Origin of the sequence: Streptomyces sp. NPDC096048, from assembly GCF_044763415.1 — a bacterium.
Classification (GTDB): domain Bacteria; phylum Actinomycetota; class Actinomycetes; order Streptomycetales; family Streptomycetaceae; genus Streptomyces.
This window is the reverse complement of record NZ_JBIWGG010000006.1, coordinates 328,186-340,712: the sequence shown is the minus strand read 5'-3', so window position 1 is coordinate 340,712 and position 12,527 is coordinate 328,186. Positions and strand designations below refer to the sequence as shown.

Below are 12,527 nucleotides of genomic sequence, written 5' to 3'. Positions count from 1 at the left end.
TCCTGAAGGGACGCGGGGAACAGCGCGACCAGCCCCCACTCACCCGCAGCCGCCCACGAACCGCCCCCCGCCCCTACATCCGGCTCAAGCTCGCCGCCGCGAACAGCACGTCGCTGATCGCCTCCCGGTCGCCCACCTGACCGGCCGCCGCCTCCGCCGGAGGCACATGGCCCGCGGCCAGCCGGCAGAACTCCACGCCGTCCAGGGCGACATGGGCCACCTCGTGCTCGGCGGAGCCCACCGCGCCCGGGGAGTCGAGCGGGATGAGCCACTCGCCGCCGCCCGAGCCCTCGATCTCCAGCCGCAGGCTGCGCCCCGGCTCACCCGCCGTGACCAGGTGCGGGCGGGCACCCGGCGCGGCCAGCCCGGCCCTGCGGCGGGCCGCCAGGGCGCCCGGCAGCATCCGGGCCGCGAGGTCGATCATGCGGTTCAGATGGCGCGCGGAGGGCGGCTCGTACGGGTAGTCCACCGCGTCGGCGATGTCCTCCGCGTGCACCCAGCACTCGAACGCCCGGTCCAGCATCGCGTCGTGCAGCGGTAGCTCGAAGTCGCCGTACGACACCGGCATCCGGCCCGCGTCGCCGGTGAACGACGCGGTGCGGACGATGCCGTGGCCCTGCTCGCGCCAGGGTGCCCGCACCGCGCGGGTGGGCGGGTAGTGCGAGGCCCGCCAGTACGCCTCGGTGCGGCCGGCCGGCGCCGGGGTGGGTGCGGTGATGTCGCCCAGCGGGTCGTCGAGGCCCAGGGTGACCGCGACCAGCCCGTCCACCGTCAGCAGGTGCGCGATGACACCGGCGACGGTGGTACGGCGGCTGGCGGCCTCGTCGGCCTCGAACCAGCGCAGCCGGACCGGCGCGTGCCACTCGGCGTCGCCGATGTCCTGCAGCAGCGCGTCCAGCCGCGCGGTCTCGGCGTCGTACGGCGTGGCCCACTCGGGCACCGGGATGCGCGGCGGGCGCCGCTCCAGGCACCCCTCCAGGACGCGGGTGCGCAGGGCGGGGTCCAGGTCGAGGCTCTCCGGCCGCTGGAGCAGCCCGACGGCCTCACGCAGCCGCAGCGCCTCGTCGGCACAGGCGTCGCACTCGCCGAGATGCTCATCGACGGCGGCCGCCTCCTCGGCCGAGCAGGCGGCCAGCGCCCACGCCCCGAGGAGCGACGTCAGCACGTGGTGCCCCAGCGCGATCGCCCCGCCCGGTACCGCGTCGGGCAACGTCCGCCCGCCGTCCTCGGCGGACACACGGGGCAGCGGTACACGCGGACCGGGACCGGATCCGCCGCCTGCGTCGTGGGACGCCGGCCCATCGGGGCCGCCGACCCCGCGGTGAGGCCTGGGCCCGTCAGGTCCATGAGGCGGTACTTCGGGCTCATGCACGTCCGGCCCTTCAGGCGCATCGGGCGCTTCCGGCCCATGAGCCCCTTCGTCCGGCACCGGCCCGCCGGGCCCGTCGCCCCCGTCATGGTGTTCCGGCCCCCCGGGGGCACCCGGCAGGGCGTTGACGTCCTCGGTGGTGCCGGGGCGGCCGCGGTGCCCGGGGCCGCCGTACGTGCCGGGGTTGTCGGCGGCCCCGGGGCCCCCGGCCTCGTCGTACGCCCCCTTCATGCCGCACCCCCGTATCCCGGCGGTGCCCCGGGGGTCTGCGGGGCGCCGGCGTCGCGGGCGGTGGAGAGGAGCTGGAGGCCGAGGCGGAGGCGGCGGCGGGCCTCGTCCTCCGTGACGCCGAGGTCGGCGGCGGTCTGGCGGTAGTCGCGGCGCTGGAAGTAGGCCAGTTCCAGGGCGGCCCGGAGCGGGGCCGGCATGGACTGGACGATGTAGTCGGCGCGGGCGGCGACCGAGGCGTGGCGCACCTTGCTCTCCAGCTCCTCGGTGGTGCCGGGGCCGCCGCGGGCGAGGGCGGCGGTCTCGGTGGCGCGCAGCCGCTGCACGGCCAGGCGGTGGGTCAGCGTGGCGACCCAGGTGCGCAGCGGGCCCTGCCGGGGGTCGTAGGCGTCCGGATGCTCCCAGACGTGCGCGAAGACGTCGCGCGTGATGTGGTCGGCGGCCCGCTCGTCACCGAGCACGCGGTGCGCCAGGCCGTGCACGAGCGAGGCGAACCGGTCGTAGAGCTCGCCCAGAGCGGCGGCCTCCCCGCGCGCGAGCCGCTGCTGCATCTTGCGGTCCCAGCGCAGTGGTACGTCCCTCTTCGCCATACGGCCCCTTCACCCCCTGTGCGGTCCTCTGCTCGTTCCGTGCCCGTGCGCCGCCCGTGCCGGTCTCCAGCCTGCGGCCACCGTCTCTCCGAATGTAGTCGGCACGTCCGACACCGCACGCCCCTTTGTGTCAATGCGCGCCCCGGCGGCCCGCAGGTGGTACACGCCCCCGATCCGCCTCACCTACCCTCTAGGGTGCGACCGGATTCGATCGAACAGGATCGAAACCGTCTGGAACAAGCCTCTTCTGACCGGACCCCGTTTCCGGGCAGGCGTTTGCGGGAACGGCCGGTGGGCAGGCGCGCCGCCAAGAAACGTAAGCATGGCTTCCGTTTCGGGTGATTCCGGACGTTCCGACGAATGAAGGGCATGGTGGTGACGTTCAATGTGACCGGCGGCGAGCGGGGCCGGTGGGCCGTGCTCCAGGTGTCGGGCGAACTCGACCTGGTGACGTCACCGGTGCTGCGGCAGCGCGTGCACGACGAGGTGGCCGAGGGGCGGCACAGCCTTGTCCTGGATCTCTCCGAGGTCCTGTTCTGCGACTCCAGCGGGGTCGGTGTGCTCATCGCCTCCCGGCGGCTCATCCGCTCCTGTCAGGGCCGGCTGCGCCTGATACTGCCTGCCCAGGGGGCCGTCGACGGCTCCCACGTCAACCGCGTCCTCGGTGCGCTCGGGGTGCGCCGGCTCTTCGACGTCCATCCCGACATCGCCTCGGCGACCGGTGACGAACCGCGCCCGCTCTCCGCGTAGATCCCGCCCGCGGTCGCGCTCGGCGTCGTACGCTCCGAGCGTCACGCGGGAGTGATACGCATCCAACGAAACCGACGACGTGAGGCGGCCGGAGAAGACAATGGTCAACAGCGAGTACGAGCGCAGGATCGCCGCGCGGTTCGCCACCTTCGACCAGGACGGCAACGGGTACATCGACCGCTCGGACTTCAGCGGAGCGGCCAAGGCGGTGCTCGCCGAGTTCGGCACCGCCGCCCGCTCCGAGAAGGGCCAGGCCCTGTACGGCGGCGCGGAGGCGTTCTGGCAGGGCATGGCCGGCATCGCCGACCGGGACGGCGACCAGCGCATCACCCGCGAGGAGTTCGTCTCCGGGGCGGTCAAGCGGCTGCGGGACACCCCGGACCGGTTCGCCGAGATCGCCCGGCCCTTCCTGCACGCGGCCCTGGACGTCGCCGACACCGAGGGCGACGGAGCCGCCACGGTCGAGGCCGCCGCGCGTGTGCTCACCGCCCTCGGGGTGCCCGGGGACGCCGCCCGGTCGGTCGCCGAAGCACTCGACGCGGACGGCGACGGCAAGGTGGCGGAGGCGGAGATCGTCCCGGCCTTCGCCCGGTACTTCACCGTGCCCGAGTAGCGCGTCCCGCGCCGACGGCCGCCGCTTCCCGAACAGATGTCGCGCGGATGTCGCGGATCGTGGCAGGGCGGCATCACAGAGCGTTGATACCGGGTCGTGTCCGCCGTGTGACCCGTCACGGCCCGGAGTCGGCGCCACATTCCGGTACCTTGTGTGGGATGCGAGTGGTCCCGAGCGCCAGCCGTGCCGGAGTTGCCCTTGGGGCGGCTCCGGAACCGGCGGTGTGCGCCCTGCCCCGCAGGGTGGAACGGCCGTCGGCCGCCGCCTGTTCGACTACCCGGAACGAGCGTCGCACAGTATGCCGCACGGGTACTCCTTCGCGCTGGAATATGCCCGAAGCGCTTGTTGGGGTGACTGTACGTCAACCATGCTGTCCCACACGGGATTCACGTTCCGTGATCCCTGGCCCGGCCTTTGTTCTGGCCATGCAGAAAATGGCTACGATCGTGGCCCTCATGAGGCGCGAGCCTTTGTGTCCGCCGGTTCGGATGGTGTGAGCGGTGCAGGTGCTTCAAGTGCAGCTGGAGGTCCGGCCCGACCCCTCGGAAGTGGGGCGTGCGCGGCGGTGGGCGCGCTCACGGCTCGCCGGGGCCGGGATAGAGGCCGACGAACCACTCGCCGAGACGCTGGTCCTGCTCGTCTCCGAGCTGGTCACCAACGCCGTGGTGCACACCGGAAGTTCGGCCGTGCTGCGGCTGGTACTGCCGGGAGCGGTGGCGGAGGGGGCCGAGGAGGCGACCGTCCGCCTCGAAGTGGACGACGCCAGCGACCGGGCACCGGTGGCCCGTTGCGTGGACGGCGAGGCGACGGGCGGCCGGGGCCTCGCTCTCGTCGACGGCCTCGCCGACCGCTGGGGCTGGAGCCGGGAGGGCACCGGCAAGCGCATCTGGTGCGAACTGGACCGCTGCGCCGGGCGGGAGGACACCGCGCCGGTCTGCGGGAGCGGTGGCGGCGTGATGCCGTACGAGGGGTTCGCGTACGAAGTGGTGTAGCGGCCGGCGGTGCGGGATGCGCCGGGTGCACGAGCCCTCGCGTCTCCCGGGGGAGATGCGGCAGTGCGCCGGGGCGTGCTTCCGTGCGCGTCCTGCGCATTCAGGGCGTAAGTGATGAATCCCCCTTTGCCGGTTGACGGATCGTGACCGTTTCCTCACGCTTGTAGGCAACGATTCGCCGCGAGGGGACGACGAGGCCTCGGTGACGGAGCCCTCGACGAGCGTGGGTCGTGATTCGGCGGCGGTTCCCTCGGGGGTGACGGGAGCCGGGCGGGAGCGCCGGAGTCGGGTGGCGGCGCGCGATGCCATGCTCGGGGCGGACAGCGCCGCGCCGCCGTTCCGACGAGCTGCCGAGTCTGACGAGCCCGGGAGTCCTGGGGGCCCGGGGAGTCAGGGAATCCGGGGGCGGGGTGCAGCCCCCGCTCACCGTCCACAGGCTGTGGACAACTCCGCGCGGAAAGTCCGCCGGTACGCGCTCGGGGTGACCCCGAGCGCCGCCTGCAAGTGCTGCCGCATCGACTGGGCCGAGCCGAAGCCGGCGTCGCGGGCCACCTGGTCGACGGAGAGCGCGGTGGACTCCAGCAGGTGCCGGGCCCGTTCGACGCGCTGTCCGGTGAGCCACTGACCCGGGCTGACACCGACCTCCTCGCGGAAACGGCGGGTGAAGGTGCGTACGGACATCGACTCCTGGGCGGCCATGTCCCGCAGCTGGATCGGCTCCTGGAGGCGGCCGAGCGCCCAGGCGCGGGCGTTGGTCGTCGAGGACTGCTGGGGATCGGGCACCGGCCGCTCGATGTACTGCGCCTGCCCGCCGTCGCGGTGGGGCGGCACGACGGTGCGGCGGGCCACTTCGTTGGCGACGGCGGTGCCGTGGTCCCGGCGCACGATGTGCACGCACAGGTCGATCCCGGCCGCGACCCCGGCCGAGGTGAGCACGTCGCCGTCGTCGACGAACAGCACGTCCGGGTCGACCCGCACCTTCGGGAACAGCCGCTGGAAGTGCTCCGCGGAGGCCCAGTGCGTGGTCGCCGGCCGGCCGTCGAGATACCCGGCGGCGGCCAGGACGTAACCGCCCGTGCAGATCGCGACGAGCCGGGTGCCGGGCCGGACGAGCGCCAGCGCGGCGGCCAGTTCCCCGGTCAGTACGCCCTCCTCGTACACGGGGCCCAGCTCGTAGGAGGCCGGGACGACGACCGTGTCGGCGGTGGCCAGGGCCTCGGGGCCGTGTTCGACCAGGATCGCGAAGTCGGCGTCGGTGTCGACCGGCCCCGGCGGGCGCACCGAACAGGTGACGACCTCGTACAGCGGGTGCTTCCGCTCGTCCTTGGCGCGCCCGAAGATCCGCTGCGGGATGCCCAGTTCGAAGGGGAGCAGGCCGTCGAGGGCGAGTACGACGACGCGGTGCGGCCGGGGAGCGCGGTACGTACGGTCGGACGTCATGGCCCGATCCTAGCGAACGCTGTCTTTCGGGCCACTGGATCGGACGTTCCGCGCATCGGAAGCTCGATGACGTGCCCCAGACAACCGACGCCGCCGCAGCATCCGTACACCGGCCGGAGCCCGCCCGCCCGCGCCGCCGCGCCCGGGTGCACCGTGCCTGGTGGGTCGCCGCCGTCACGTTCGTGACGATCATCGGCGCCGCCGCCTTCCGTTCTCTGCCCGGCATCCTGATCGACCCGCTCCACCAGGAGTTCGGCTGGTCGCGCGGCACGATCGGCGCCGCCGTCTCCGTCAACCTCGCGCTCTACGGGCTGACCGCCCCCTTCGCGGCGGCGCTGATGGACCGCTTCGGCATCCGTCGCGTGGTCGCCGTCGCCCTGATCGTCATCGCGCTGGGCTCGGGCGCGACGGTGTGGATGGACTCCGCCTGGCAGCTCATCCTCTGCTGGGGCCTGCTGGTCGGCCTCGGCTCCGGTTCGATGGCGCTGGCCTTCGCGGCCACCGTCACCAACCGCTGGTTCACCGAGCGGCGCGGCCTGGTCACCGGCGTCCTCACCGCCGCCTCGGCCTCCGGACAGCTGATCTTCCTGCCGCTGCTGTCCTGGATCGTGGAGACGTACGAGTGGCGGCCGGCCGCCGTCACGGTCGCGCTCGCCGCACTCGCCGTCGTCCCCTTCGTCTGGCTCCTGCTCCGCGACCACCCGGCGGACGTGGGCCAGAAGCCCTACGGGGCCGAGGAGTTCGTCCCCAAGCCCGCCCCCGTGCCCGGCGCCGCCCGCCGCGCGCTCACGGTGCTCTTCTCCGCCGCCCGCACCGGCCCGTTCTGGCTGCTGGCCGGCACCTTCGCGATCTGCGGCGCCTCGACCAACGGCCTGATCCAGACCCACTTCATCCCCGCCGCCCACGACCACCACATGCCGCTGACGGCAGCCGCCTCGCTGCTCGCCGTGATCGGCGTGTTCGACGTGGTCGGCACGATCGCCTCCGGCTGGTTCACCGACCGCTTCGAACCGCGCCGCCTGCTCGCCGTCTACTACGCCCTGCGCGGCGTCTCCCTCCTCTTCCTCCCCATCCTGCTCGCGCCGACCGTCCACCCCCCGATGGTCTTCTTCATCGTCTTCTACGGCCTCGACTGGGTCGCCACCGTCCCGCCCACCCTCGCCCTGTGCCGCGAGCACTACGGCGACGACAGCGCGATCGTCTTCGGCTGGGTCCTCGCCTCCCATCAGGTCGGCGCCGCCCTCGTCGCCTTCCTCGGCGGTGTCGCCCGCGACCACTTCGGCTCGTACGACGTGGTCTGGGTCGCCTCCGGCGCCCTGTGCGCGGCGGCGGCACTGATGGCGCTGGTGATCCGACGACGCCCGGTGCCGGTGACCGTCCTGTCGTGACCGGGTCGTGGGCTGCCGGGCTGCCGGGCATGGGTGTGTGGGGACGACGCCCCGCCGGTGGGGACGACGCCCCCGCCGGTAGGGACGACGCCCCCGCCGGTAGGGACGACGCCTCGCCGCCGCTCAGCCGGGAAGCCGCGAGATCCGGCCCCCGTCCCTCTTCGCCACCGCCCTCGCGATCCGTCCCGCGTCGATCGCCAGCTCGCGGAGCATGCCGCTGATCGGGTTGGTGAAGCCGGTGAAGTACAGGCCGGGGGCGTTCTCGGGGGAGCGGGCGCCCTGTACGGCCGGTCTGCCGCGTGCGTCGAGTACGCCGAGGTGGCCGACCAGCCCTTCCAGGCCCCGGAGATAGCCGGTGGCGGCGATCACGGCGTCCGGTGCGACACGGGTGCCGTCGGCGAGGACCACCTTGCCGTCCTCGAAGCCGTCCACGGCGGCCACGACCTCCACCCGGCCACCACGCACCGCGTCGATCAGACCGACGTCCTGCACGGGGACGGCGCCCTCGGCGACCCGGGTGAGGAGGCCGGTGTCCGGGCGGGGCAGCCCGTGCGCCGACAGGTCGGGCGTGCTGATCCCGGCCAGCGGCCGGGCGAGCCGGTCGACGAGGCGGGTCGGCAGCCGCCGTACGAGGACGCCGCTGTACTGGGCGGGCCAGCCGGCGACGGAGCGGCGGACGATGTGGGGTGCGGTGCGCACGGACAGCCGGACCCGGGCGGCCCCGCCCTCCACCAGGTCCACGGCGATCTCCGCCCCGGTGTTGCCGACGCCGACGACCAGGACGTCACGGCCCGCGTACGGGGCCGCGTTCCGGTACTCGGCGGCGTGCCGGACCTCGCCGGTGTAGGTGTCGCGGCCGGGCCAGTCCGGCAGGCGCGGGGTGTGGTTGTAGCCGGTGGCGACCACGACCGCGGCGCCGGTCAGCTCACGGCCGCCCGAGGCGTGCAGCAGCCAGCCGGCGCCGTCGGGCGCGCGCTCGACGCGGAAGACCTCGACGCCGGTGACGATCTCCAGCTTGTGGTGCTCGGCGTACTTCTCCAGGTACCGCACCACGTCGTCCCGGGCCACCCACCGCCCGAAGCGGCGCGGCATCGGCAGCCCCGGCAGCGCCGAGAGCCGTCGGGTGGTGTGCAGGCGCAGCCGGTCGTAGTGGCGCCGCCAGGAGGCGCCGACGTGGTCGGCCCGCTCCAGGACGACGGCCCGCAGACCCCGCGCGCGCAGCGCGTGGGCGACGGCGAGGCCGCCGGGACCGGCACCGATGACGTAGACGGGGCGGTCCGCGGGGTGGGCGGGCTGCGGTTCAGCGGACGCTGTGGAGTCGGCCATGCGGCGAGCGTAATCAGGCGTGCGGTTGATGGGTCTCGGTCAAGACCGGAATCGGTTGCGGATCGGTCACGACCGCCGCCGGTGGTCGGATTGAATGGCTCGATGGCCCACACACGCATGCAGACCCTCGCCCCCTCCCTCACCGAGCCGCGCGGACACGGCCTCCGTCTCCGGTCCTGGGACGCCGGATCCGACGCCGACGCAGAGACGTGGCTGCGCGGCTGCCTGGACCCCGAGTTCCAGCGCTGGAACACGCCGCTCAAGCTGTGGACGGACCTCGGCGGCGCCCGTGAAGCGCTGCGCGCACGCGCCCGGGACGCCGGGCAGGGCAGGTCCGCGTCCTTCCGGATCACGGACGAGGAGAGCGGTACGGTGCTCGGCCACATCGGCGTCAACGAGATCAACCTGCCGTTGAAGCTGGCCCGGGTCGGCTACTGGGTGCTCCCCGAGGCCCGCGGCCAGGGGGTCGCCACCCGCGCCCTGCTCCTCGCGTCGCGCTGGGCCTTCGCGGAACTCGGCCTGCACCGCCTGGAACTGGGGCACGCGGCGGGCCACGACGCCTCCTGCCGGATCGCCGAACGCTGCGGGTACGCCTACGAGGGCACGCTGCGCGGGGCGATGTTCGAGGCCGGTCGGCACGACGCGTTCCGCGACGCGCATCTGCACGCGCGGCTGGCGACAGACGCGGAGCCCTCTGCGCCCGCCGGGCGGTGACCGTCGCTCACGGCCACAGCAGCCGCGTGCCCCAGCCGCCTTCCTCCGTCCGCCGGTAGGCCAGCCGTACGTGGCGGCGGCGGGCGTCCCCCTGGAAGAACTCCACCTCGTCGGGGCGCAGCCGGTACAGCGTCCAGGACGGGACGGGCGCGTCCGGCTCCCGGCCGGCCCGCTCCCAGGCCGCCTCGGAGGCGCGGGCCAGTTCGTCGGGCGAGTCCAGGTCCGCGCTCTGCCGTCCGGTGAGGGCGGCGGCCAGCGCGCCGGTCGACCGCGCGCGCAGGTCGGCCCGCGCCTCCTCGGCCGGGGCGACGGCGACCGGGCCGCGCAGGCGCACCTGGCGGCCCAGCACCGGCCAGTAGAAGACGAGCGCGGCGTACGGGCGGGCGGCGAGATGGCGGCCCTTGCGGCTGCCGGCGTGCGTGGCGAAGGACCAGCCGTCCGCGTCCGCGCCGTGCAGCATCACGACGCGTACGTCCGGCAGGCCCTCCGCGTCCGCCGTCGCCAGCGACACGGTGTGCGGCTCGGTCTGACCGGCCGCCACCGCCTCGGCGAACCACGCCGTGAACAGGGCCAGGGGATCGCCGGGCGCGGTGGCCGGGTCGAAGGGCGGCAGTTCGGTGACCGCGGGATCCCACACCCGCAGCGACCTCAGCGACTCGTGAAGATCGGTTCCCATGCCCCGATTGTCACGGGCGCCGGGCCCCGGTTCACACCGAGCCGAGGTCGGAGGAGACCCAGCGCTCGGGCCGCATGCGGACGATGACCTGTTCGCCGTGGTTCGCGGAGGCGAAGGCGACGTAGCCGTCGACCTTCTCGGCGGGGAGGTAGCGGGCGGTGATCTCCCGCAGGTCCTCCTCGGTGGCGGTGACCGTCTCGACGACCGGCCCCTCCACCGACACGTACCGGATGGTGGGCTCCAGCCGGTCGACCATCAGGGAGAACCGGCCCGCCGCCTTGATCAGCTCGTTCTTGCGGCTGTCGAGGCCGGTCATGATCCATACGTCGCCGCCGGGCTCGTACTGGTACCAGATCGGCACGGTCAGCGGGGCGCGGCCGGCCCCCGCGTCGACCGCGAGCGCCGCGATGTGGGGCTCGGCCAGGAACTTCTCACGCTCTTCGCGGGTCAGGGCCATTCCGGTCTCCTCCAGCGGGTACGGACGTCGTTGCCTTGGCTCAACACCGGCCGGGTACAAGGCTGTTCCCCGCGCGGCGGACTCGCGCGCCGGACGTCCGTCAGGACATCGCCAGGCGCTGCACCAACAGGAACGCGCCGATGCCCAGCATCGCGGCGCCCGACGTACGGGTCACCGCGCGGGCCGCGGCCGGGCGCGCGCCCAGGACGGCACGGGCGGCGAGACCGACCGTGAGGTAGACGGCGGCACAGCACGCCATGTGCAGCACTCCCAGGACGACAGTCTGCACGGGCACCGGCAGGTGCGCACCCCGGGTGACCAGGAACTGCGGCAGCACGGACAGGTAGAGCAGCAGGCCCTTGGGGTTGAGCCCGCTGATGGTGGCGCCGCGCAGGAAGACCCGGGCGCGGGAGCCGCCCTCCGCGGTGGCCGGGCCGGCCTGCGCGGCACCCGGAGTGCCGGGCCGGCGCAGCACCGACCACCCCAGCCACACCAGGTACGCCGCCCCCGCCACCGTCAGCACCGTGAGCAGACCCGGCGACCCGGCCACCAGTACCGCCAGCCCGGCCGCCGCCAGCAGGGTGTGCAGCGCGTACCCGGCCACCAGGCCGCCCACCGCCCACGTCACCGACCGGTCGCGCAGCCCGGCCGTGATGGCGTACGCCCAGTCCGCGCCCGGCACGCACACCAGCAGGAGGTCCAGGGCGAGGAAGGAGATGAGGAGTCCCGAGTCCATGCCGGGAAGATTAGGCGTATACGTCCCGAAGGTGTTCCCGAAGTTTTCGCTGATCAGGGCATGTGGTGGAAGAATCTTCCCCGTGGACGACATGGACCGGAAGATTCTTGCCGAGCTCCAGCAGGACGGGCGGCTGACCGTGACCGAGCTGGCCGCGCGGGTGCGGCTGAGCGTCTCGCCGTGTCACCGGCGGCTGCGTGAGCTGGAGCGGTCGGGCGCCATCGGCGGCTACCGTGCGGTGGTGGACCCGGCCGCCGTGGGGCTGAACTTCGAGGCGCTGGTCTTCGTGTCGATGCGGCAGGAGGACCGGGACACGGTCGCCGAGTTCGAGCGGGCGGTCAGCGAGGTGGCGGAGGTGGTGGAGGCGCAGCGGCTGTTCGGGGAGCCGGACTACCTGCTGCGCGTGGTCGCCGCCGACCTGGCGGCCTACCAGCGGCTCTACGACGAGCGGCTCGCCACCCTGCCCGGGGTGCAGCGGCTGACGTCGACGCTGGTGATGAAGCACGTGGTGCGGGACCGGCCGCTGTCGGCGTAGCGCGGGGTGGGGCATGCGCGGCCCGGATGACAGGCTGCCGGGCGTACTGCTACTTGGTGGGCTTCTTGCCCGTGACGCCCAGGTACATCAACAGCGCCAGGTTCGGCCTGAGTTCGGCCTGCTTGACGCCCCAGGAGGTGAACCCCTTCTGGTGCGACGCGGCGGCCGCGAGCATGACGACCAGCGAACCGGCGATCGCCGCGGGGCTGACGTCCTTGTCGACCTTGCCCTTGGCCTGGAGCTCGGCCACGGAGTCCGCGAGGGAGGAGTTCACCGAGTTCAGGATCTTCATCCGGATCTTGGAGAAACGTTTGTCTCCCTCCGCCGCACCCAGGTCGATGACTCGGAGGATCGCGTCGTTCTTCCGCCAGAACTCCAGGAACCCGTCGACGAGTTCCTGCGCCGTCTGCCAGCCCGCCTTGCCGACCCACGAGCGGCCCGCCGTCAGGTCGGCCAACACGGTGCTCTCGGCCGCCATTTGCTCGGCGATCTCCAGGACGGCGCCCTCGACGTCCGGGAAGTACTGGTAGAAGGTCGCGGGCGACGTGCCGGCCTTGCGGGCGACATCGATGACTTTGACATCGCGATAGGGGGAGGAGCTGAGCATTTCGCTGAGGCAGTCGAGCAGTTTCTGCCGGGTCGCCTGCCCACGTCGACCGGCCACGCGGCCGTCGACGGTACGCACTTGTCCTGTCATGCCGTCAGCTTACCGA

General features: G+C 73.4%; 14 protein-coding genes. 6 read left to right on the top strand and 8 right to left on the bottom strand.

Annotated elements, in window-relative coordinates; all coding sequences use genetic code 11:
- Positions 1 to 73: 73 nt before the first annotated feature.
- On the bottom strand, positions 74 to 1,600 hold the full coding sequence (locus ACIQ6R_RS18770) for a zf-HC2 domain-containing protein (protein ID WP_404222499.1): 1,527 nt from the start codon (positions 1,598 to 1,600) through the stop codon (positions 74 to 76).
- Positions 1,597 to 2,187 (bottom strand): sigma-70 family RNA polymerase sigma factor, encoded by a 591-nt coding sequence (locus ACIQ6R_RS18765; RefSeq protein WP_375924971.1) that lies wholly within the window; start codon positions 2,185 to 2,187, stop codon positions 1,597 to 1,599. Before ACIQ6R_RS18765 ends, ACIQ6R_RS18770 begins: the two co-directional genes overlap by 4 nt.
- Before the next feature lie 369 nt (positions 2,188 to 2,556).
- Here ACIQ6R_RS18765 and ACIQ6R_RS18760 point away from each other — a divergent pair, with 369 nt between their 5' ends.
- From ACIQ6R_RS18760 to ACIQ6R_RS18750, 3 genes are all read left to right on the top strand, one after another.
- Positions 2,557 to 2,937 carry an STAS domain-containing protein gene (locus tag ACIQ6R_RS18760; protein WP_404176686.1) on the top strand — a complete coding sequence of 127 codons (381 nt, stop codon included), beginning with the start codon at positions 2,557 to 2,559 and terminating at the stop codon, positions 2,935 to 2,937.
- A gap of 100 nt (positions 2,938 to 3,037) precedes the next feature.
- Complete coding sequence (locus ACIQ6R_RS18755; protein ID WP_404175920.1) at positions 3,038 to 3,550, top strand: EF-hand domain-containing protein; 513 nt, start codon at positions 3,038 to 3,040, stop codon at positions 3,548 to 3,550.
- Positions 3,551 to 4,065: 515 nt separating this feature from the next.
- Entirely contained in the window at positions 4,066 to 4,542 is a 477-nt protein-coding gene (locus ACIQ6R_RS18750; RefSeq protein WP_404176683.1) for an ATP-binding protein, read from the top strand.
- Between the two features lie 423 nt (positions 4,543 to 4,965).
- On the opposite strand, the gene ACIQ6R_RS18745 is transcribed toward ACIQ6R_RS18750, so the two are convergent.
- The gene (locus tag ACIQ6R_RS18745; protein ID WP_404222497.1) at positions 4,966 to 5,982 is read right to left on the bottom strand and encodes a GlxA family transcriptional regulator; all 1,017 of its coding nucleotides are present in this window, start codon (positions 5,980 to 5,982) and stop codon (positions 4,966 to 4,968) included.
- Between the two features lie 71 nt (positions 5,983 to 6,053).
- Here ACIQ6R_RS18745 and ACIQ6R_RS18740 point away from each other — a divergent pair, with 71 nt between their 5' ends.
- Positions 6,054 to 7,370 carry an MFS transporter gene (locus ACIQ6R_RS18740; protein ID WP_404222495.1) on the top strand — a complete coding sequence of 439 codons (1,317 nt, stop codon included), beginning with the start codon at positions 6,054 to 6,056 and terminating at the stop codon, positions 7,368 to 7,370.
- Between the two features lie 123 nt (positions 7,371 to 7,493).
- On the opposite strand, the gene ACIQ6R_RS18735 is transcribed toward ACIQ6R_RS18740, so the two are convergent.
- Positions 7,494 to 8,696 (bottom strand): flavin-containing monooxygenase, encoded by a 1,203-nt coding sequence (locus tag ACIQ6R_RS18735; RefSeq protein WP_404222494.1) that lies wholly within the window; start codon positions 8,694 to 8,696, stop codon positions 7,494 to 7,496.
- Positions 8,697 to 8,798: 102 nt separating this feature from the next.
- On the opposite strand from ACIQ6R_RS18735, the gene ACIQ6R_RS18730 reads away from it, so the two are divergent.
- The gene (locus ACIQ6R_RS18730) at positions 8,799 to 9,410 is read left to right on the top strand and encodes a GNAT family N-acetyltransferase (protein WP_404222493.1); all 612 of its coding nucleotides are present in this window, start codon (positions 8,799 to 8,801) and stop codon (positions 9,408 to 9,410) included.
- A gap of 7 nt (positions 9,411 to 9,417) precedes the next feature.
- Here ACIQ6R_RS18730 and ACIQ6R_RS18725 read toward each other — a convergent pair whose 3' ends face one another.
- The 3 genes from ACIQ6R_RS18725 to ACIQ6R_RS18715 all read right to left on the bottom strand — a co-directional run bounded on the left by ACIQ6R_RS18725 (position 9,418) and on the right by ACIQ6R_RS18715 (position 11,279).
- Positions 9,418 to 10,086, bottom strand: coding sequence for a pyridoxal 5'-phosphate synthase (locus tag ACIQ6R_RS18725; protein ID WP_404222492.1), 669 nt, complete (start codon positions 10,084 to 10,086; stop codon positions 9,418 to 9,420).
- Positions 10,087 to 10,117: 31 nt separating this feature from the next.
- On the bottom strand, positions 10,118 to 10,543 hold the full coding sequence (locus ACIQ6R_RS18720; protein WP_337306653.1) for a pyridoxamine 5'-phosphate oxidase family protein: 426 nt from the start codon (positions 10,541 to 10,543) through the stop codon (positions 10,118 to 10,120).
- A 100-nt stretch (positions 10,544 to 10,643) separates the two neighbouring features.
- Positions 10,644 to 11,279 carry a LysE family translocator gene (locus ACIQ6R_RS18715; protein ID WP_404175901.1) on the bottom strand — a complete coding sequence of 212 codons (636 nt, stop codon included), beginning with the start codon at positions 11,277 to 11,279 and terminating at the stop codon, positions 10,644 to 10,646.
- Between the two features lie 82 nt (positions 11,280 to 11,361).
- Between ACIQ6R_RS18715 and ACIQ6R_RS18710 the strand changes: the two genes are divergently transcribed.
- Positions 11,362 to 11,814, top strand: a complete 453-nt coding sequence (locus ACIQ6R_RS18710; RefSeq protein ID WP_404222491.1) for an Lrp/AsnC family transcriptional regulator — start codon at positions 11,362 to 11,364, stop codon at positions 11,812 to 11,814.
- 49 nt (positions 11,815 to 11,863) lie between these two features.
- On the opposite strand, the gene ACIQ6R_RS18705 is transcribed toward ACIQ6R_RS18710, so the two are convergent.
- Positions 11,864 to 12,499 carry a TetR family transcriptional regulator gene (locus ACIQ6R_RS18705; protein WP_404176680.1) on the bottom strand — a complete coding sequence of 212 codons (636 nt, stop codon included), beginning with the start codon at positions 12,497 to 12,499 and terminating at the stop codon, positions 11,864 to 11,866.
- Positions 12,500 to 12,527 lie beyond the last annotated feature (28 nt).